Below are 20,423 nucleotides of genomic sequence, written 5' to 3' on the forward strand. Positions count from 1 at the left end.
GTCAAAAATTTCTCTAATTCAGTAAGAGCACGCTCTGCAATTTTTTCATAACGAGCCTTCTTATCACGAATACGCTCACCTTCCAACTCCTTGATAATCCCAAAATTGACATTCATTGGTTGGAAATGCTTGCTGTCGGCATGGGTGATGTAATGAGCTAAGCTTCCAATCGCTGTTGTTTCTGGGAAAATAGTCTCGCTTTCTCCCTTGAAAAGACGAGCCGCGTTAATTCCCGCAACTAATCCTGACGCTGCGGACTCAACATAACCTTCCACACCCGTCATCTGACCAGCAAAGAAGAGATTTGGTTGTTTCTTAGAACGGTAAGTCTGCTCAAGAAGATTTGGTGAATCCATGTAAGAATTGCGGTGCATGACACCATAACGAACAAACTCTGCATTTTCAAGACCTGGAATCATTTGGAAGACACGCTTTTGTTCGCCCCATTTGAGGTGGGTCTGGAAACCAACAATATTGTAGAGGCTACCAGCTGCATTATCCTGACGAAGTTGCACAACCGCATAAGGTGTTTTGAATTCTCCATCACGAGGTCCTGTGTAGTCGTCCGGATACTCAAGACCCACTGGTTTCATAGGACCATAAAGCATAGTTTTAATGCCTCGTTTTGCCATGACTTCGATTGGCATACAACCTTCAAAGTACTTTTCTTTCTCAAAAGAATTAAGCGGTGCTTCTTCCGCATTAACCAAAGCTTCATGGAAATCCATAAACTCTTGCTTGGTCATTGGAGCGTTGAGATAAGCGGCTTCTCCCTTATCATAACGAGACTTGAGATAGACCTTGCTCATATCAATAGTGTTGACGTCGATAATAGGGGCTGCCGCATCGTAGAAATAGAAACCATCGCCGTCATTAAGAGCATGAATCTTTTCAGCCAGAGCATCGCTGGTCAAAGGACCAGTAGCGACAACCGTAATAACATCTGTCGGCAATTCTGTAATTTCATCACGAACCACTTCAATCAAGGGATGGTTGGCAACTTTTTCGGTCACCATTTGGGAGAAACCATCACGGTCCACCGCAAGAGCTCCTCCAGCGGGAACACGTGTAGCCTCAGCAGATTCCAAAATAACTGAACCCAAGCGACGCATTTCTTCCTTGAGAAGCCCGACGGCATTTGTCAAAGCATCCCCACGGAGGGAATTGGAACAAACTAATTCAGCAAAATTGTCTGTTTTGTGCTGAGGTGTTGACTTGACACCACGCATTTCATAAAGTTTAACTGGAATACCACGTTCTGCAATTTGGTAGGCTGCTTCTGACCCTGCCAAACCAGCACCGATAACATTGATATAAGATTGAGACACGACACTAATACCTCTTTGGGTGGGACGTAAGTCCATATCAAAACACCCCACTGGACTGTTTGACACCCACAAATCTTTCTATTTTTTTCTTCTACTAGTATAACAAAAAAAGGGAAGAAGGCAAACTTCCCTGTTTAGTCATTTTCTTGATTTTCTTCCCATTCATGGTAGACAGCGTAAAGCTGGCTTTTATTCCACTGGTAAAACTTAGCTACTTCCTTAATAGCTTGGTTTTTCTTCATGCCTTGCTGGATTCGGACTTGGATTTCTAAGAACAAGTCCTCCTCGTCTTTTTCCTCCACATCCTGATTGGCACCTTCAACAATGAGAAGGCATTCGCCCTTGAGTGGCGTTTCAGCGATGTTTTCTAATAACTCTGAAATGGTACCGCGTTGGTATTCTTCATAGATTTTGGTCAATTCTCTAACCAAGACCACCGAGCGGTCGCCATAAACTGCTAGCAGATTTTCTAACGTATCTGCCACACGATGAGGCGATTCATAGAAAATCTGGGTTTCTGGATAGTCTTTTTTCGAGTCGAAAAATTGCTTTTGCTGGCCTGATTTTCTGGGTAAAAAGCCGTAAAAGATATGTGGCTGTGGCGCTAAACCACTGGCAATCAAGGCAGAAATTCCTGCAGAGGCACCCGGAACTGTCACTACTGCAATCTCTTCCTCAATCGCTGCCTTCACCAAATCATGACCAGGGTCTGAGATGCTAGGCAGACCCGCGTCGGATACCTGAGCAATGCTTTGCCCTGCTTTCAGGAAACCAATCAAATCAGGAATTTTTTCCTTGGCATTGTGCTCATGAAAACTGATTTGCTTAGTAGAAATATCAAAATGCTTGAGCAAAAGCCCAGTATTGCGCGTGTCCTCAGCAGCAATCCAGTTCACCTCTTTCAAGGTCTGAATAGCTCGAAAGGTCATGTCATCTAGATTGCCAATCGGTGTTGCTACTAGATACAGTTTGCCATAGGGAGACTGCCCCTTAAAACTTTTTTGAATCTGCATGCCTACTCCCTGTATAACAACTCGTCACAGAACATACATTCCTCGTCCTGCTCTCGACGTTGTCCATAAAAATCATTACACACGTGAAATCCATCACGGTAAATGCGACGGACACTTTCGCGAACATGCTTGGCCTTGACGGGAGCGTCTGCTTCCACCTCACCCAAGCGTTCTCGCAACTTAGAATTTTCCAAACGAAGAGCTGTATTTTCCTCTACCAGGCTCTTGAGATTTTTCTTGATGGCTTCCACATCGGCCAAGGTTACCAATAACTGTTGGGAAAAATCATCCAGCGCGTCAAATAATTCTTTTTTGTCCATAAAACAGCCCTTTCCTTTCTTTATCGTTCATTTTTGAGTTTATATTTCTTTCAAGACCAGATATTCCATGGCATTTTGAAAGCTGACATTAGCTTGCCACATTTTTCTAGCTTCTAGCAAATCTTGTAGAATCACTCTTACTCTTGCTTGTAGGATATCTTGTCCACAGAGGACTTCAAGAATCCGTAAAACCTGATCTTGTTTTTCCTTGTCATCTGCCAAGCTAGCTAGTTTAGCAACTTGCAAATAACTTTCTTTTTTCTTAGCTACTAACCAAGTCAGCAGGCGTTCACTTTCATCGACCAAGGTCCAAAAGCCTGCCTGATTTGCCAACTTTTCTGCTTCAGCTCGCGATTGACTAAACTGGGCTAAAAGAGTCGCTTTTTTCTTAACCAGTCCCAGTTGTTCTAAGAGCAAGATGAGTTTTTCTTCTTGCTTTTTAAAGTGGAAAATCTGGGTCCGACTTCGGATTGTCGGTAAAATCTTTTCTTCATCGCTTGTCAAGAAGAAAATATAAACCTCACTCTGGGGTTCTTCGATGACCTTGAGCAGAGAATTGGCTGCATTAGGATGCATTTTCTCAGCTTGCTCGATAATAAAGACCTGTTGCTGGCTTTCAATCCCTGCATGAGAAAACTGACCCACCAATTCCCGAATGCGTTCTGTCTTGATGACCTGATTGACTGGCTTAATTAAGGTGACATCTGGAAACTCTTCCTGTTCAATCAGCTTACAATTTCGGCATTTCTCACATGGTAAAACACCTACTTTATCCGTACAAAAGAGGCTCTTAGCCAAAAACTGCGCCATTTCCAAGCTTCCAAAGAAACCTGAAAAGAGATAGGCGTGATTGAGCTGGTCTTGCTCCAAAATACGGACAAAGCGGTCAAACTGATCTGGCTGCCAGGCCTTTAGTTGATCTTGTTTCATTTAGCTAATCCCATTCTATCAAACAAGATAGCCTTGGTAGTTTCCACAACTTGCTCCAAAGGAAAACTAGCATCAATCTTGACAATGCGACTTCCTTCTTTGTCCAGAAGAGAAAGGTAGCCTTGACGAACTTTTTTATGCAAGTCCAATCCTTCCAAGTCCAAACGATTGACCTCACGATTGCTATTAGCAGCAATGCGAGCCAGCCCTTCTTCCACCTCGATGTCAAAATAGAGTGTCAAATCGGGTTTAAGGCCATCTGTCGCAAACTGATTGAGCCAGTCAATGGCTTCAATGTCCAAACCACGACCAAATCCCTGATAGGCAACAGAACTATCAATAAAACGGTCCATAATGACCAACTTGCCAGCTTCAAGGGCTGGAAGAACTTTTTCCACCAAGTGCTGTCTGCGACTGGCAATATAAAGAAGCAACTCTGTCTTCGCATCCATCTGAGTATGACTTGGGTCCAAAATCACTTCCCGAATCTTCTCCCCGATCAAGACTCCACCAGGCTCACGAGTCGTCAGCACCTCTACTCCTTTTTCCTGTAGAATTGGGAGCAATGCCTCTAAAACACTGGTCTTTCCTGCTCCCTCTGGTCCCTCAAGAGAGACTAAAAATCCTTTTGACATGTCTAACTCATTTCTTTTTTACTACTTCTATTCTATCAAAAAAATAGGGGTTTGTGACAATCTTTTTGTCTTCTCATTTCATACTCAATGAAAATCAAAGAGCAAACTAGGAAGCTACCCGCAGGTTGCTCAAAACACTGTTTTGAGGTTGCAGATGGAAGCTGACGCAGTTTGAAGAGATTTTCGAAGAGTATCAACCACCATAAAAGAGGCAGACAAAGCCACCTCTTATTTACCTAGTTCTCGTGTTCGTTTGTAGGCTTGACCAACTGCATCCATGACCGTTCCTCGAAAAGCATGCGCTTCTAGGCTTGCTACACCAGCGATAGTCGAACCTCCTGGGCTACAAACTTGGTCTTTCAAAACCCCAGGATGCTCTTGGCTTTCAAGGACCAATTGCCCAGCTCCTACCACAGTTTGGGCTGCCATTTTCAGTGCTATTTCTCGTGGCAATCCCGTCTGAACACCAGCATCTGCCAAGGCCTCAATAAAGAGATAGACAAAGGCTGGTCCACAACCTGCAAGACCTGTTGCTGCATCGATTAAACCTTCTCCAAGTTCAACCAAAAGACCAGCCTTGGCTAAAAGCTGACAAAAGAGTTCACTGTCCTCAGCCCCACAATTAGGAGACAAGGCATAACTAATCACTCCTTGCCCGATAGAAGCAGGAGTATTTGGCATCATACGAATAATTCGGTGTTGATTTGGAAGAAGACTAGCCAGTTTTTCCAAGGTCAATCCAGCCGCCATGGAAATCAAAAGAAGACTTTCTCTCTTTTCAAGGATGGTCTGGTATTGAGAAAGCAAGTCCGAGAACTGAGCAGGCTTAACACCTAGAAAAATCACATCTGCTTCTGCGAATATTTCTTCATTGCTAGAAGCCTGACCCCCAAAGTCTGCAATGAAAGCATCTACCTTAGCTTGACTACGATTGGCAAGGAGAAGGTCATCGCCCGTCTTAGCCTGCAAGACAGCTTTGGCCAAACTAGCACCCATATTCCCCAAACCGATAAATCCAATCTTCATCTCTTACTCCCTTATCTGTCCGTCACCAGTAACCACATACTTGTAGCTAGTCAACTCTTTCAAGCCCATTGGACCACGCGCATGCAGTTTCTGAGTTGAAATCCCCATTTCACATCCAAGACCAAATTGGCCTCCATCTGTGAAACGAGTTGAGGCATTGACATAGACAGCTGCAGAATCCACTTGATCTGTAAAGTAAGCTGCAGCTTCAGCATTTTCCGTCACAATGGCATCCGAATGATTGGTACTGTGAGCCTCAATATGGGCAACAGCTTCTTCTAAACTGCTCACAACCTTAACAGCTAATACATAGTCTAAAAACTCGGTGTCAAAGTCTTGTGCTTCAGCTGCTTGGCCTGAAACAAACTGACTTGCTTTGCTATCTAGGCGGAATTGAATTGGTTCCAGTCCAGCTTCTTTTCGATCTGCAACCAGTACTTGCTCCAAACGAGGAAGGAAACTTGCTGCCTTGTCTTCATGAACTAGCAATACCTCCATGGCATTACAGACAGAAGGACGACTAGTTTTAGCATTGTTGATGATAGACAGAGCCTTGTCTTCATCTGCATCCTTATCCACATAGACATGGACAATCCCAGTCCCGGTCTCGATAACAGGTACGATAGCATTCTCAACCACGGCATTGATCAAACCTGCTCCTCCACGGGGGATGAGAAGGTCTAGATAACCCTTGGCCTTCATCATGGCATAGCTACTTTCACGGCTGGTATCTTCCACCAGTTGAATCACATCTGGGTGAATAGTAGTCGTCTCCAAACCCTTCTTCAAAGCTGTGACAATGGCATGGGCTGTTTGATAGGCATCCTTCCCACTACGAAGAACAACTGCATTTCCACTCTTGAGAGCCAGAGCAGCCGCATCAGACGTCACATTTGGACGGCTTTCATAGATTATACCGATAACGCCCATAGCCACACGTTTCTTGGTGATAACCAAACCATTTTCAAGCTGATTGGTTTCTAAAACTTCACCGATTGGATCTGGTAAAGCAACCACTTCACGAATCCCAGTTGCCATTGCTTCTATACGACCTGCATCCAAATAAAGACGATCCAGCATCACATCTGAGATTTTACCTTTGGCCGCTTCCATATCAAGGGCATTGGCTACTAAAATTTCCTCAGTAGCTGCTAATAAGTAATCAGCCATGGCTAGCAAGGCTTGGTTTTTCACATCTTCACTAGCTGTGTTGATTGATTTTTTAACAGCCTGTACCTGTTCAAATTGTTCTTGTGTACTTACCATAGTTTACCTCTAAAATTCTGTAAAGAGTAGTTGGATTTCAGGAGTAATGGAAATCCAGTCATCACGGTGAATCAAGACACCCTTGGCTTTTTGAGAACGCAACATATCCTCCAAAGCAGATGCACCAAATTGCACACGTCCTTTTCCAAGTGATTTTCCACTTTCCTTGTCAAATACTGTCACGATATCACCATAAGAAAAGGCTCCCTCTGCTTCAACAATACCAGATAAGAGAAGACTCTTTCCATGTTGAGAGAGAGCTTCTGCAGCCCCTTTATCAACCCAAATAGAACCTTGGCTCTGAGCATAAAAGGCCAGCCATTGTTTCTGGGTACGAAGTCCCTTCTCTTGAGCAACAAAGTAGGAACCATCCTTGGTCTCCTCAGCCGCCTCAATCATGGCATCTGCCTTCAAGGATGAGCAGATATAAACAGGAACGCCCGATTCTGTCGCAATAGTTGCAGCTTTGATTTTGGTTAACATGCCACCTGTACCATTAGACGAACCTGCTCCACCGGCCATATCAATAATCTCATGATTGATGGTCTCGATTCGCTCCAAGCGTTTGGCTCTTGGATCTGAATTAGGATTTCCTGTATATAGACCGTCTACGTCTGTCAAGAGGACCAAAAGATCTGCTTGGACCATAGCTGCCACCTGAGCACTTAGAGTGTCATTGTCCCCAACCTTGAGTTCATCAATGACGACACTATCATTCTCGTTGATGATAGGAATCGCACCACGGCTAAGTAGAACCGACAAAGCCTGATGGGCATTTTTATAACGACGCTTATCCACAAAGTCATCCTGGGTCAGCAAGATTTGTGCAGAAACGATTTGGCGCAAGAGAAGATTGGTCGTGTATTCTTCCAACAAAAGTCCTTGCCCTACCGCTGCTGAAGCCTGTTTATCAGCAATCTTAGTCGGACGCTTTTTAAATCCTAAGGCACCAAAACCAGCAGCAATGGCACCCGACGACACCAAAATCAATTCATGACCAGCCTCGTGCAGCATAGCCAACTGCTGGGTAATAGCCTTTACCTTACTACGTGATAAACTTCCATCCTCATTCGTCAGAGAAGAAGTCCCCACCTTAAAGACAATCCGTTTGTATTTCATAGTCTCACTCCGATTCTTCATATTTATCCATTATAACATGAATGGTAGGAAATAGAAAAGAGTTGATAGGAAAAAGGTCGAGACAAGCTATCTCAACCTTTTATCAAATCTAATTCTTTCTCAATCTCTCCAATGATTCCTTAAAAATCTCTGGGATATCTGCTGTAAATTCCAAAGTCTTACCTGTTCTCGGATGAGTAAAACCTAGAGTCTTGGCATGAAGAAATTGTCCATGTCCCTTAAGTGTCTTACGCGGACCATAGACTTCATCACCAGCGACTGGATGGCCAATATAAGCCATGTGGACACGGATTTGATGGGTACGCCCTGTCTCCAGTTGTAACTCCACTAAGCTATAATCTCCAAAGCGTTCCAAAACGTGGAAACGGGTCACTGCAGGCTTTCCTTTAGCAGTCACAGCCTGTTTCTTACGATCTTTTTCACTTCGGCCAATCGGTGCTTCAATCACACCACGATCATTTGGAAGATTTCCATGAACAATCGCCCAATATTTGCGGAGAGACTTTTTATCCTTGAGTTCTTGGGCAAGTGCTAGATGCGCCTCATCGTTTTTAGCAATCATGAGAAGACCTGACGTATCCTTATCAATTCGGTGAACAATTCCTGGACGCAGAACTCCATTGATACCCGACAAGTCCTTAATATGATACATGAGAGCATTTACCAGGGTTCCACTGGTATGACCAGCACTCGGATGCACAACCATTCCCTGAGGTTTGTTTACGACGGCCACATCCTCATCTTGGTAGATGATTTCTAGCGGAAGATTCTCAGCTACATACTCTAAAACCTCTGGTTCTGGCACATGGTAAGTGACGACATCGCCCTCTTGAACTGTGTATTTAGCTTTCTTGACTTGGCCATTGACCAAGACCTGGCCTGATTTGATTTGTTCATTCGCGAGACTACGTGATAATTCTGTCAAATCTGACAAAGCCTTATCCAAACGCAGGCCACCAGTTTCAATTTTAATTTCCATTTATTTCCTCTTTTAGCATTGCAATCAATAAAATAATCACTCCAACAGTCAGATAGCTATCTGCCACATTGAAAATTGCAAAATTGATAAAATCCACATGAAACATATCCACAACAAAGCCCTGACTCACCCTGTCAATAAAGTTTCCAAGACCACCTGCAATAATCAAGGTCAAACCCAAGACCATCCAAAGTGAGTCCTCCATGTGTTTATGTAGATACCAAATGGCACCTACCACGACAACCAGAGTAATGACAGCGAATAGCAACTGCTGATCTTGTAAGATAGAAAAGGCTGCCCCTCGATTTTGCAGGTAGGTCAAGCTAACGAAATTGGGAATCCAAGAGCGCACTTCACCCAGTGGAATCTGCTGGACGATATAGGATTTTACCAACTGATCCAGCCCAATCAAAAGCAGTACAATGACTGCCACTATTCCTCTTTTTTTCATAATTTCCTCTTCTGATTAAAATATTCTTGCATGACTTCTACAAAGAGGGTCCCAGCTTGACTAAGCTCCACTTCCTCACGTTTGACATAAACCATGCGGTTATCTAAATTATCCTTGAGACGAATAACTGTGATGCCATTAACACTGTCACTATCTAAAAATCCAGAACCTGTCGCATAGGCGTCCGTCCGCTCCAAAATACCATTCAAGGTAGCACGGTCTGTCACATTAAACATCTGTGAGCTAGCGCTGGTATCGACAAAGTTCTCTGAATAATAAAGGTACTCGTCTTTATCTTGAGTAAAACGAACTGTCGGTAAATCCGCTAAATCCTCCATGACCAGTTCCTCTTTCTGAGCCAAAGGATGTTCTTCACGAAGGTAAATGTGAGTATGGAAGGGAATCAATTCAATGACCTCTAAGCCTAGCTTTTCAACCCGTTGCATAATGCCCTTTTTGTTTTGATTGTTGAGGTAGATAATCCCAATCTCACTATGCCCTTGAGCTACTTCATCTAAGATTTGAACAGTAGTTGATTCAAAAATACGGAAGTTCTTATAGTCAGGATAGCGCTCTGAAAAGGCCGTAATGGTTGGTGGCAAGAAGTCATAGTGCTGACTAGCGATGGAAAATTCATCCTTCTCTTCTTCAGGATTGGCATACTGGTTTTGAAAAATATCAAATCCTTTAACCAATTCTTGCGCTTTTTCATAGAATTCCATACCACGACGAGTCAAGAAAGTCCCTGAGCTGGTCCGACGGAAAATCTTAAAACCCAATTCTTTTTCCAAATCACGAACAGAAATAGACAGACTCGGCTGACTAACATACATCTTTTCAGCAGCTTCACGGAAAGTACCACTATTGGCAATGGCAACAACATAGCGTAATTGTTGAATGTTCATCTTCTACCCCCAACTTCTTTATCTTTTCATTATACCATATTTTAGAAGTTTTCCAAAAAGGAAAAAAGTCAGGAAACTTTCAAATCTCAATGAATACTCTAACCTCCCAAGACAAAAATTAGAATGATAACTTTTCCCAGTCCTCATTTTAGTTCAAACAAATAAAAACAGCAAATCTTGTTGATTTACCGTTTATAATATGATGCAAATACAATTTCCATAATATGGGTACCAAAATGGGTATCAAAACAAAAAAAGAGGCTCTCCGAAAACTCGGAAAGCCTTAGTTTATGCTACTTCTAGCTTCCTCGCCTTTATATTTCAAGGCTCGGGATAAAAAGGTTCACTGGACCTTTTTATTTTGCGATTGGGTAAACAGAAACCTGCTTTTTATCACGTCCTTTACGTTCAAAGCGTACTACGCCTTCAACTTTAGCGAACAAAGTATCGTCTCCACCACGTCCAACGTTTACACCTGGATAGATGTGTGTACCACGTTGACGGTAAAGGATAGATCCACCTGTTACAGTTTGTCCATCAGCTGCTTTAGCTCCAAGACGTTTTGCTTGTGAATCACGTCCGTTTGATGTAGAACCTCCACCTTTTTTGTGGGCGAAAAGTTGCAAGTTGTTAAGAGTCATTTTTAACATAATGTTTTCCTCCGTGTTAGTTTTCTGTGATAACTCTGGTTTGGACGAACTCAGAAGAGTTCTCCGATAAGTTTGCCATACCTAAGAAAAATGATTCAAAGAATAACTGGGTCATTTCTCTCTGGTGTGAAGGAAGATCTTTTGGAATTTCAACCATCAGATAACCACCTTCATCTTCGTTTAATTCTAGGATTGGTTCATAGCCTGCAAATTTTTCAATAGAATTGATAAAGTTAATGGCAAGCGTAGAAACCGATGCACACACGACATCTAAGCCGTATTCGCCACTCTCGGCGTGTCCAGTAATTTCCGCACTCCTCAGCTCGCCATCTTCGGCTCTCTCAAAGACTGCTTGTATCATGTGTTCTCCTTAAAATTAAGCGTTGATTGCGTTGATGACAACTTTTGTATATGGTTGACGGTGACCTTGTTTACGGTGGCTACCTTTTTTAGGTTTGTACTTGTAAGTAACAACTTTCTTTTGTTTTCCTTGTTTTTCAACAGTTCCAACTACAGTAGCTCCAGCAACAAGTGGAGTTCCGACAACAGTGTTTTCACCACCAACAAGAACAACTTCGTTAAAAGTAACTTCTTGACCAGCTTCAACGTTCAATTTTTCAACGTAAACTGCTTGACCAACTTCAACTTTAACTTGTTTTCCGCCAGTTTTGATAATTGCGTATGTGCTCATTATGCACCTCCTATGATTTTTATGGGTTTCCCCGAATTTTTGTGAAGACTCGCCTAGCATCGTGGGACGAACCACTTAGAGTAACGATGTTCGTGCGGTTGCACAGGAACGTGCATAGTCAACTCTTCAAGTATAGCATATCTCCTATTTTCTTACAAGTAATAACACCTAAAATGAATCTTTTTCTTTTACTTTTTTCCGCCACTTGGCAAAAAGCATGCTGAGGTAAAAAATACTCATCATAATAGGAACACCAAGAATAGTCTTTTCATGATAGAAAATCGTCAAATAGGCTGAAAAGACAACGCCAAGAACAAAACTACTAAGAAGGCTAACAAATATGAACCCTTCACGCAAAAAAGGAGTGTGCTTGGTCCGGAAATAATCTCCAAAAGCCAGCATGGTCCGTTTGATATTCCCTGTCATAAAAGCGTTATTATAGGCAATACCCGACACTTCTCCAAAAGCCGTTGTCACCAGTCCCATACAGAAGGCCAAGGGTGGCACTAGATAGATATTATCTACAGTCTGCGGCACAAAACCAATAATTATTGATAAGATTGCCAAAGGAATCAGTGACAAAATTGGTTTTTTCACAATCCTCAATGTTTCCTTATAAACAGTTAGTAAAAAGACCCCCATCATAAAAGCTAGCAAGGTCATTACTTTAGCACTGGCATCAGAAACATTATGTTGAATAAGTCCCACTGAAAGAAATACGACATTCCCAGTTTGTCCAGCTACAAGAGTATTCCCTCGCACAATAAACGTATAGGCATCTACATATCCTGCACAAAACGTCAAAAAAAGCGCTAGCCTCTTAGACTGACGTGATATTTTTCTTATAGGTAATAACCTCATTTTCCCTCCCATTTCATTTACTCATCTCATTATTGTACCACTTTCTTTGGAAAAGTCCTAGTAGCTTATTTGAAAATTTTTACCCTCTGTTGGATAGTCCCGTCTATCTATGTTATAATGAAAGAAGGATTTAAAATCGGAAAAGGAGTATCTATGCTTAAATTAGGTATCATTGGCACTGGCGCTATCAGCCACCACTTCATAGAAGCAGCCCATGCTAGTGGAAAATACCAGCTGGTCGCAGTCTATTCTAGAAAACTAGAAACTGCGGCAACCTTTGCTTCTCGCTATCAAGATATCCAACTCTTTGATCAAGTAGAGGACTTCTTCAAAAGCTCCTTTGAGGTGGTCTATATTGCAAGTCCAAACTCCTTGCATTTTGCTCAGGCAAAAGCTGCATTATCTGCTGGTAAACACGTCATTCTTGAAAAGCCAGCTGTCACTCAGCCACAAGAATGGCTGGATTTGGTTCAAACAGCTAAGAAAAATAATTGTTTTATCTTTGAAGCAGCTCGTAATTACCACGAGGAAGCTTTTACTACTATCAAAAACTTTTTAGCGGACAAGCAAATTTTGGGAGCAGATTTCAACTATGCCAAGTATTCTTCCAAAATGCCTAACTTATTGGCTGGGGAGACACCAAATGTCTTCTCAGACCGTTTTGCCGGTGGAGCTCTTATGGATTTGGGGATTTATCCTCTCTACGCTGCCGTTCGTCTTTTTGGAAAAGCTCAGGACGCGACCTATCAAGCTCAACAGCTTGACAATAGCATGGACCTAAATGGAGACGGAATCCTCTTTTACACCGACTATCAAGTTCATATCAAGGCTGGGAAAAACATCACTTCCAATCTTCCTTGCGAGATTTATACGACAGATGGTACCTTGACGCTCAACACAATTGAGCATGTTCGCTCAGCTATTTTTACCGACCACCAAGGAAATCAAGTCCAGCTCCCTATCCAACAAGCTCCCCATACGATGACTGAGGAAGTCGATGCATTTGCACACATGATCCAGCAACCAGATCTGAATCTCTACCAAACTTGGCTGGAAGATGCAAGTTCTGTTCATGAACTACTATTTACCATGCGCCAGACTGCTGGCATTAGATTTGAGGCAGAAAAATGAAAAACAAACTACCGACTGAATGGCAAGAACTGAGTGACCAACTCGGTTTCCAAGAATTCACCCCCATTCAAACTCAACTATTTGAGCCCCTTCTTGCTGGAGAAAACCTCCTAGGAGTGAGCCCAACAGGAACTGGTAAGACCCTAGCTTACCTTCTACCAAGTCTTCTCAGACTACAAAAGAAAAAAGCCCAACAACTCTTGATTCTAGCACCAAATACAGAACTTGCTGGACAAATTTTTGATGTATGTAAAACGTGGTCAGAAGCTATCGGCTTGACAGCCCAACTCTTCTTATCAGGTTCGAGTCAGAAACGCCAGATTGAACGCCTAAAAAAAGGACCAGAAATTCTGATTGGAACCCCTGGCCGTATCTTTGAACTAATTAAATTGAAAAAAATCAAGATGATGAATGTGGAAACCATCATCCTGGATGAATTCGACCAATTACTAGATGATTCTCAGATTCACTTTGTTGAGAAAATCACTCACTACGCACCTCGTGACCATCAACTCATCTACATGAGTGCTACGACCAAGTTTGACCAAGAAAAGATTGTGCCGAATACACGCACTATTAATCTCTCTGATCAAAAACTGGACAATATCCAGCATTTCTACATGCAGGTAGACCAACGTCACCGTGTTGATATGCTACGAAAACTGGCTCATGTAGAGGATTTCCGAGGTCTTGTCTTCTTTAACAGCCTATCAGACCTTGGAAGTGCAGAAGAAAAACTACAGTATCGAGATATCTTAGCTGTTTCCCTCGCTAGTGATGTCAATGTCAAATTTAGAAAAGTCATCTTAGAAAAGTTTAAAGACAAGCAACTAACCCTGCTTCTTGCAACTGACCTTCTGGCTCGTGGGATTGATATCGATAGTTTAGAATGTGTCGTAAACTTTGATGTTCCTAGAGACATCGAAACTTACACTCACCGCGCTGGCCGTACTGGCCGTATGGGCAAAGACGGTTATGTTATTACTCTCGTAACCCATCCTGAAGAACTCAAAAAACTTAAGAAATTCGCAAGTTTCCGTGAAATTATCCTAAAAAATCAAGAACTCTACATCAAATAAAGCCCCCTTTGCTCTATGCTCATCAAGTGTATAGAGCTTTTTTGTGTAATCAATTCTTCAATTTTAGTTCAATATCAGAAAAAAGAACCTTGCAAAGCAAGATTCTTTTAGTGTCTGACTTAAATAATTGTTCTTCTGGGAACTAAATCGAATTAAGCTTCGATTTCTGTAACCATACCTGAACCAACAGTACGTCCACCCTCACGGATAGAGAATGTAGTACCTTGTTCTACGGCGATTGGGTGGATCAACTCAACGTCGATTGTCACGTTATCACCAGGCATTACCATTTCAGTACCTGCTGGAAGTTCGATTGAACCTGTAACGTCAGTAGTACGGAAGTAGAATTGTGGACGGTAGTTGTTGAAGAATGGAGTGTGACGTCCACCTTCTTCTTTAGTAAGGATGTAAACTTCACCTTTGAATTTAGTGTGTGGGTTGATTGAACCTGGTTTAGCGATAACTTGTCCACGTTCGATTTCATCACGTTGAACACCACGAAGAAGGACACCTACGTTATCTCCGGCAAGACCTTCGTCAAGTTGTTTACGGAACATTTCAACACCAGTAACAACTGCTTTTTGAGTTTCTTCTTTGATACCAACGATTTCGATTTCGTCGTTGACTTTAACGATACCACGGTCGATACGTCCTGAAGCAACTGTACCACGTCCAGTGATTGAGAATACGTCTTCGACTGGAAGAAGCAATGGTTTGTCAGTGTCACGTTCTGGTTCTGGGATGTACTCATCAACTGTGTTCATCAATTCCATAACGATGTCTTCGTATTTAGTGTCACCTTCAAGGGCTTTAAGAGCTGAACCTTGGATAACTGGAAGATCGTCACCTGGGAAGTCGTATTCTGATAATAGGTCACGGATTTCCATTTCAACCAATTCAAGCAATTCTTCATCGTCAACCAAGTCAACTTTGTTCATGAAGACGATAAGGTGTTTAACACCAACCTGACGTGAAAGAAGGATGTGCTCACGAGTTTGTGGCATTGGTCCGTCAGTTGAAGCTACTACAAGGATAGCTCCGTCCATTTGAGCAGCACCAGTGATCATGTTTTTAACGTAGTCCGCGTGTCCTGGAGCGTCGATGTGAGCGTAGTGACGTTTTTCAGTTTCGTACTCAACGTGCGCAGTGTTGATTGTGATACCGCGTTCGCGTTCTTCTGGAGCAGCATCGATAGACGCATAGTCTTTAGGTTGGTTAACTGATGAAGGCAAGCGACGTGCCAAAACAGTTGTGATAGCTGCAGTTAGGGTAGTTTTACCGTGGTCAACGTGTCCGATAGTACCAATGTTAACGTGTGGTTTACTACGATCGTATTTTTCTTTTGCCATTTGAGTAAAAGCCTCCAATAAAATATATTTTATAGATAGACAGTAGGCAATACAGTCTAACTTTCCTTACTATTTTATCAAATTTCAGCTAAATTGCAAGTGTTTTACAAAGTTTTTGTGAATTATTCTTAATCTGCTAATCTAAACGGTATTTCTACTCCTATCACTTCTTTAAAGAAAAAGAAAAATCAGGAATTTCCTGACTTTTACTTAGCTAATTCTCGTTCTCGTTCTTTCATTGTTTTATGATTTTCATACAAACGTGATAGAAACTTAGAAATTTCTTTTAAGATAGAATAGGTTGGTACTGCAACAATCATGCCAATGACCCCATAGATATTGCTTGATAACAAAAGTAATACTAAAATCGTAATTGGATGAACCTTCATCACACCACCAACGATTCGAGGGTAGAGGATATTTCCATCCACTTGTTGAATGATTAGCATGTAAACAACTGCAATTAGCATTCTATGAGGATCAGTAAAGACATTGGCAATAATCATCGGAATCAAGCCAATACTTGGTCCCACATAAGGAATGAGATTGGCCAATCCTGAAAAGATGGCAAAGACCAAAGCGTATTTCAAACCAATCACGCTATATCCGATAAAGGCCAAACAACCGATAATAATGGCATCAATTGCGACTCCACTAATATAGCGAGCAATTGTCGCATTCAAATTCTTTAAAAGACCTGCAATATGCAACTTATCTCTCTTTAAAACAGTGCGCTCAAGCATCGGCAAAAATTTGTTACCATCTAACAAAAAATAAACCAAAAACACAGGGGTCATAATAATAATCAAAACGGTACTAAAGAGAGCTGATAGAACACTTCCGACACTATTGGTAACGCTATTTAGGATATTTTGTAAAATATCTACATAGGATAGATTTAATTGTTGAATAGTCGCTTGAATATCCAAATTTTGAAAGGCTGGATAAGTAGATAAATCCATAATCAAATCTTGTAAACGACTGTAGATAGTCTGGCTAGTCGCAATCAAGCTGGTCAACTGATTAACCAAAATCGGTAAGAGATAGACTACCCCAATGACAATCCCCCAAACCAAAGCACACAAGGTTAGTAGAATACCAATGATACGATTAATTTTGAAATACTTTTGTAAAAAATTTACAATAGGATTGGTCAAATAATATAAAAAACCACCCAATAAAAATGGAATCATTATGGTGTTCGCTACACTTACAAAAGGCGTAATAATCGCCCCCATCTCTCTCCATAAATAAAAGATGATTGTCAATAATAAAATCTCACTGGTCCAAAAAAATAATTTATTCTTACGAAACATGAGCTACCTCCATCTATCTATTTTACCATACTTTCAAAAAAGCTTCTTTACTTCTATCATGAAACTAGGAATATTTTTTTCTTTATGATAGAATAAACTTACTATGAAAAAAATCATTTTAACTCTCTTAAGCCTATCCGTGATTGGCTCAGCATCTACTGTTGCTGCTCAAGATTTTAATATTGCTGCAAAACATGCAATTGCTGTTGAGGCCAATACTGGTAAAATTCTCTATGAAAAAGATGCAACGCAGCCTGTCGAAATTGCTTCTATAACAAAACTACTTACCGTTTACCTGGTCTACGAAGCACTCGAAAATGGAAGTATCACACTATCCACCCCAGTAGATATTTCTGATTATCCTTATCAATTAACAACGAATTCTGAAGCCAGTAATGTTCCTATGGAGGCCCGCAATTATACTGTCGAAGAGTTACTTGAAGCAACACTGGTATCGAGTGCCAACAGCGCCGCTATTGCCCTAGCTGAGAAAATTGCTGGCTCAGAAAAAAACTTCGTTGATATGATGCGAGCAAAACTCTTGGAATGGGGAATCAAAGATGCCACCGTTGTCAATACAACTGGTCTGAACAACGAAACTCTCGGAGATAACATTTACCCAGGATCTAATAAAGATGATGAAAATAAGCTCAGTGCTTATGATGTCGCTATCGTTGCTCGCAACCTCATCAAAAAATATCCGCAAGTCTTGGAAATCACGAAAAAACCTTCTTCTACTTTTGCTGGAATGACAATCACTTCTACCAACTACATGTTAGAAGGCATGCCTGCTTATCGAGGTGGTTTTGATGGCCTTAAAACAGGAACAACAGACAAAGCTGGAGAATCTTTTGTTGGTACTACTGTCGAAAAAGGCATGAGGGTTATCACAGTTGTTTTAAATGCAGATCATCAAGACAATAATCCCTACGCTCGCTTTACAGCTACATCTTCCCTAATGGATTATATTTCTTCTACATTCACACTTCGCAAAATCGTTCAACAAGGCGATGCCTATCAAGATAGCAAAGTCCCTGTACAAGATGGAAAAGAAGATACGGTAACTGTAGTGGCCCCAGAGGATATCTATCTAATTGAACGTGTTGGGGGTCAATCTTCCCAATCTATTCAATTTACACCAGATTCTAAAGCAATCCCCGCACCACTTGAAGCTGGGACAGTGGTTGGCCATTTGACTTACGAAGACAAGGATTTGATTGGTCAAGGTTACATTACCACAGAACGTCCTAGTTTCGAAATGGTAGCAGAAAAGAAAGTTGAAAAAGCTTTCTTCTTAAAAGTTTGGTGGAATCAGTTTATCCGATTTATCAACGAGAAATTATAAAACATACTGAGCAAAAGATTACTCCAAAATAGAAACAGACCAAAAAGTCTTTAAAGTCAAAAACGCATAGTATCAGGTATTAAAAAAACTTGATATTATGCGTTTTATTGCGGTAATATTTACTTCGTTTTCTCCTAAAATTGAATTTTATCCCAGTCTTTTTTGAGATATTTTTTTCATTATTTTAGGCAGATAAGAGCTGATTTCCGTCGGCAAGACCACATAATGTTCTTGAGCTAATTCTTGGGCTATGGCTGAATGAAGATGAGTCGCTACGCTTACACGCTCGTAGAGACTGGCCTGTCGGAATTGGCCTGCAAATCCTGCAATCATTCCAGCCAGAGTATCTCCCATTCCCCCAGTCGCCTGATAGGGACCGCCAACCTGTAACTGGTAATAATCAGATTGGCCAGCTTGCCAAATACTAGTAGCTGGACCTTTCTCTACCAAAATTGTTCCTTGAGGGAAGGAAGTTAGGGCACTAGCCGTTGCATCTTTGCTTTGCTTTTCAATAGCAATACCAGACAGCTTTTCCCATTCTTTTTGGTGGGGAGTTAGGATAAGCTGGTTAGATGGAAATGACAAACTTGTTCTAGCAAGAATGGTCAGGGCACCACCATCTACAATCAAAATCTGATTCTTTTTTAAGCTAGCAAAGACCTGTTTGACTAGATTGTCTCCAACAGCATCGTCTCCTAAACCAGGCCCCAGCAAGACAACTTCTGCCTTCTCCAATTGCTCTTTTAACAACTGCTGGTCTTGAAGAGAAAAGGCCATAGCCTCAGGTAAATGACTGTGCAGAGCTGGAATATTTTCCCTATCCGTTCCAACGGTCACCAAACCAGCTCCACTTTTAACAGCTGCCAAAGCAGCCATGATGATGGCACCACCATAAGGATAAGTCCCACCAAGCAAGAGCAGACGACCATAGTCTCCTTTATGACTGGTACGAGAACGTTCAACAATGACTTTTTCTAGTAGAGCTTGATCAATCACTTTCATCTTTTTTCCTCTCACTTTATTATACAACAAAAAGGAGGCGTAAACCTCCTTTTGTAATCTTATATCTAAAATTTAATATTCATTTCTGCTATTTTAGATATAGCTATAGAAAATACACTCTCTTCAGCGATTTTTCTCTTATTTTCTATCCAATGTCCGAAGTGCTGCCTGATAGGTTTGCTCCATCAGCATAGTAATGGTCATAGGACCGACACCTCCAGGAACTGGCGTGATGTGGCTAGCAAGTGGGGCAACCGCCTCATAATCAACATCCCCACAGAGCTTACCATTTTCATCGCGGTTCATCCCAACGTCAATGACTACCGCACCTGGTTTCACAAAATCAGGAGTCACAAATTTAGCACGACCAATTGCGACCACAAGAATATCCGCTTTTGCAGCAACCTTAGCGAGATTATGGGTGCGTGAGTGAGTCAAGGTAACTGTAGCATTCTTAGCCAAAAGAAGCTGAGCCATGGGTTTTCCAACGATATTGGAACGACCGATGACGACCGCATTTTTACCTTCCAAGTCAATCCCATATTCATGAAACATTTCCATAATTCCTGCAGGTGTAGAAGGAATCATGACTGGATGACCAGACCAGAGACGTCCCATATTTAACGGATGAAAACCATCCACATCCTTTTCAGGATCAATGGCCAATAAAACTGCCTCTTCATCAATGTGTTTTGGTAAGGGCAACTGAACCAAAATCCCATGCCAAGCTGGATCCCGATTATATTTAGCAATCAAGTCTAACAATTCCTCTTGAGTAATGGTCTCTGGAACTCGCACTACTTCGCTACGAAAACCAGCCGCAAGAGCTGACCTCTCCTTGTTGCGAACGTAGACTTGGCTGGCTGGATTGTCCCCAACCAAAATCACCACCAAACCAGGCACTAGACCTGTTTCTTCTTTTAGTTTTGCAGTCTTTTCAGCCAACTGTCCTTGTAATTTAGCTGCTAAAGCCTTCCCATCAATAATCTGTGTCATATCACTTCTC

Annotated in this window: 23 protein-coding genes and 1 other annotated feature; of the genes, 4 read left to right on the forward strand and 19 right to left on the reverse strand. The window is 41.7% G+C overall.

Going from position 1 to position 20,423, the window contains the following annotated elements; all coding sequences use genetic code 11:
* The 11 genes from trmFO to O3601_RS07845 all read right to left on the reverse strand — a co-directional run.
* Nucleotides 1-1,328 (reverse strand): methylenetetrahydrofolate--tRNA-(uracil(54)-C(5))-methyltransferase (FADH(2)-oxidizing) TrmFO (gene trmFO / locus O3601_RS07795; RefSeq protein ID WP_371472407.1); only part of this gene is annotated, 1,328 nt, incomplete at its 3' end.
* Nucleotides 1,329-1,462: 134 nt separating this feature from the next.
* Entirely contained in the window at nucleotides 1,463-2,341 is an 879-nt protein-coding gene (rsmI, locus tag O3601_RS07800; RefSeq protein ID WP_261053928.1) for a 16S rRNA (cytidine(1402)-2'-O)-methyltransferase, read from the reverse strand.
* Nucleotides 2,342-2,343: 2 nt separating this feature from the next.
* Complete coding sequence (gene yabA, locus O3601_RS07805) at nucleotides 2,344-2,661, reverse strand: DNA replication initiation control protein YabA (protein ID WP_000358228.1); 318 nt, start codon at nucleotides 2,659-2,661, stop codon at nucleotides 2,344-2,346.
* A 39-nt stretch (nucleotides 2,662-2,700) separates the two neighbouring features.
* Nucleotides 2,701-3,591 (reverse strand): DNA polymerase III subunit delta', encoded by an 891-nt coding sequence (locus O3601_RS07810; RefSeq protein ID WP_101785210.1) that lies wholly within the window; start codon nucleotides 3,589-3,591, stop codon nucleotides 2,701-2,703.
* The gene (tmk, locus tag O3601_RS07815; RefSeq protein ID WP_261053926.1) at nucleotides 3,588-4,226 is read right to left on the reverse strand and encodes a dTMP kinase; all 639 of its coding nucleotides are present in this window, start codon (nucleotides 4,224-4,226) and stop codon (nucleotides 3,588-3,590) included. The genes O3601_RS07810 and tmk overlap by 4 nt, the downstream gene beginning before the upstream one ends.
* 228 nt (nucleotides 4,227-4,454) lie before the next feature.
* A complete protein-coding gene (gene proC, locus O3601_RS07820) occupies nucleotides 4,455-5,252 on the reverse strand; it encodes a pyrroline-5-carboxylate reductase (RefSeq protein ID WP_371472291.1) in 798 nt (265 codons plus the stop codon).
* Nucleotides 5,253-5,255: 3 nt separating this feature from the next.
* Nucleotides 5,256-6,518, reverse strand: a complete 1,263-nt coding sequence (locus O3601_RS07825; RefSeq protein WP_371472294.1) for a glutamate-5-semialdehyde dehydrogenase — start codon at nucleotides 6,516-6,518, stop codon at nucleotides 5,256-5,258.
* A 9-nt stretch (nucleotides 6,519-6,527) separates the two neighbouring features.
* Entirely contained in the window at nucleotides 6,528-7,637 is a 1,110-nt protein-coding gene (gene proB, locus O3601_RS07830; RefSeq protein ID WP_261024500.1) for a glutamate 5-kinase, read from the reverse strand.
* A gap of 109 nt (nucleotides 7,638-7,746) precedes the next feature.
* Nucleotides 7,747-8,637: an RluA family pseudouridine synthase gene (locus O3601_RS07835; protein WP_371472297.1), complete on the reverse strand. Its 891-nt coding sequence runs from the start codon at nucleotides 8,635-8,637 to the stop codon at nucleotides 7,747-7,749.
* Nucleotides 8,627-9,088 (reverse strand): signal peptidase II, encoded by a 462-nt coding sequence (gene lspA / locus O3601_RS07840; protein WP_004261384.1) that lies wholly within the window; start codon nucleotides 9,086-9,088, stop codon nucleotides 8,627-8,629. Before lspA ends, O3601_RS07835 begins: the two co-directional genes overlap by 11 nt.
* On the reverse strand, nucleotides 9,085-9,993 hold the full coding sequence (locus O3601_RS07845; RefSeq protein ID WP_371472300.1) for a LysR family transcriptional regulator: 909 nt from the start codon (nucleotides 9,991-9,993) through the stop codon (nucleotides 9,085-9,087). Before O3601_RS07845 ends, lspA begins: the two co-directional genes overlap by 4 nt.
* Between O3601_RS07845 and O3601_RS07850 the strand changes: the two genes are divergently transcribed.
* Nucleotides 9,986-10,120 carry an AraC family transcriptional regulator gene (locus tag O3601_RS07850; RefSeq protein WP_371472303.1) on the forward strand — a complete coding sequence of 45 codons (135 nt, stop codon included), beginning with the start codon at nucleotides 9,986-9,988 and terminating at the stop codon, nucleotides 10,118-10,120. The two genes, O3601_RS07845 and O3601_RS07850, sit on opposite strands and share 8 nt — an antisense overlap.
* A gap of 229 nt (nucleotides 10,121-10,349) precedes the next feature.
* Here O3601_RS07850 and rpmA read toward each other — a convergent pair whose 3' ends face one another.
* From rpmA to O3601_RS07870, 4 genes are all read right to left on the reverse strand, one after another.
* The gene (gene rpmA / locus O3601_RS07855) at nucleotides 10,350-10,643 is read right to left on the reverse strand and encodes a 50S ribosomal protein L27 (RefSeq protein ID WP_000916509.1); all 294 of its coding nucleotides are present in this window, start codon (nucleotides 10,641-10,643) and stop codon (nucleotides 10,350-10,352) included.
* A gap of 16 nt (nucleotides 10,644-10,659) precedes the next feature.
* Entirely contained in the window at nucleotides 10,660-11,004 is a 345-nt protein-coding gene (locus O3601_RS07860; protein WP_000613699.1) for a ribosomal-processing cysteine protease Prp, read from the reverse strand.
* Nucleotides 11,005-11,019: 15 nt separating this feature from the next.
* Nucleotides 11,020-11,334 (reverse strand): 50S ribosomal protein L21, encoded by a 315-nt coding sequence (gene rplU / locus O3601_RS07865; RefSeq protein ID WP_000109141.1) that lies wholly within the window; start codon nucleotides 11,332-11,334, stop codon nucleotides 11,020-11,022.
* Between the two features lie 35 nt (nucleotides 11,335-11,369).
* Nucleotides 11,370-11,444: a sequence feature (ribosomal protein L21 leader region), on the reverse strand.
* A gap of 58 nt (nucleotides 11,445-11,502) precedes the next feature.
* Nucleotides 11,503-12,195 carry a YoaK family protein gene (locus tag O3601_RS07870; RefSeq protein WP_371472314.1) on the reverse strand — a complete coding sequence of 231 codons (693 nt, stop codon included), beginning with the start codon at nucleotides 12,193-12,195 and terminating at the stop codon, nucleotides 11,503-11,505.
* A gap of 153 nt (nucleotides 12,196-12,348) precedes the next feature.
* Here O3601_RS07870 and O3601_RS07875 point away from each other — a divergent pair, with 153 nt between their 5' ends.
* Both O3601_RS07875 and O3601_RS07880 read left to right on the forward strand, forming a co-directional pair.
* Nucleotides 12,349-13,326, forward strand: a complete 978-nt coding sequence (locus O3601_RS07875) for a Gfo/Idh/MocA family protein (RefSeq protein WP_371472317.1) — start codon at nucleotides 12,349-12,351, stop codon at nucleotides 13,324-13,326.
* Nucleotides 13,323-14,405, forward strand: a complete 1,083-nt coding sequence (locus O3601_RS07880) for a DEAD/DEAH box helicase (RefSeq protein ID WP_371472320.1) — start codon at nucleotides 13,323-13,325, stop codon at nucleotides 14,403-14,405. The genes O3601_RS07875 and O3601_RS07880 overlap by 4 nt, the downstream gene beginning before the upstream one ends.
* Nucleotides 14,406-14,557: 152 nt before the next feature.
* Here the strand turns inward: O3601_RS07880 and tuf are convergent, their stop codons facing one another.
* Entirely contained in the window at nucleotides 14,558-15,754 is a 1,197-nt protein-coding gene (gene tuf, locus O3601_RS07885; RefSeq protein ID WP_001040726.1) for an elongation factor Tu, read from the reverse strand.
* 206 nt (nucleotides 15,755-15,960) lie between these two features.
* The gene (locus O3601_RS07890; RefSeq protein WP_371472324.1) at nucleotides 15,961-17,070 is read right to left on the reverse strand and encodes an AI-2E family transporter; all 1,110 of its coding nucleotides are present in this window, start codon (nucleotides 17,068-17,070) and stop codon (nucleotides 15,961-15,963) included.
* A 103-nt stretch (nucleotides 17,071-17,173) separates the two neighbouring features.
* On the opposite strand from O3601_RS07890, the gene pbp3 reads away from it, so the two are divergent.
* Nucleotides 17,174-18,415: a D-alanyl-D-alanine carboxypeptidase PBP3 gene (gene pbp3 / locus O3601_RS07895; protein WP_371472327.1), complete on the forward strand. Its 1,242-nt coding sequence runs from the start codon at nucleotides 17,174-17,176 to the stop codon at nucleotides 18,413-18,415.
* Nucleotides 18,416-18,562: 147 nt separating this feature from the next.
* Here pbp3 and O3601_RS07900 read toward each other — a convergent pair whose 3' ends face one another.
* Together O3601_RS07900 and O3601_RS07905 are read right to left on the reverse strand one after the other, a co-directional pair.
* On the reverse strand, nucleotides 18,563-19,417 hold the full coding sequence (locus O3601_RS07900) for an NAD(P)H-hydrate dehydratase (RefSeq protein WP_371472329.1): 855 nt from the start codon (nucleotides 19,415-19,417) through the stop codon (nucleotides 18,563-18,565).
* 138 nt (nucleotides 19,418-19,555) lie between these two features.
* Entirely contained in the window at nucleotides 19,556-20,413 is an 858-nt protein-coding gene (locus O3601_RS07905; RefSeq protein ID WP_371472331.1) for a bifunctional methylenetetrahydrofolate dehydrogenase/methenyltetrahydrofolate cyclohydrolase, read from the reverse strand.
* Between the last annotated feature and the right edge of the window lie 10 nt (nucleotides 20,414-20,423).

The organism is Streptococcus sp. 20925_1_69 (assembly GCF_041432365.1).
Taxonomy (GTDB): domain Bacteria; phylum Bacillota; class Bacilli; order Lactobacillales; family Streptococcaceae; genus Streptococcus.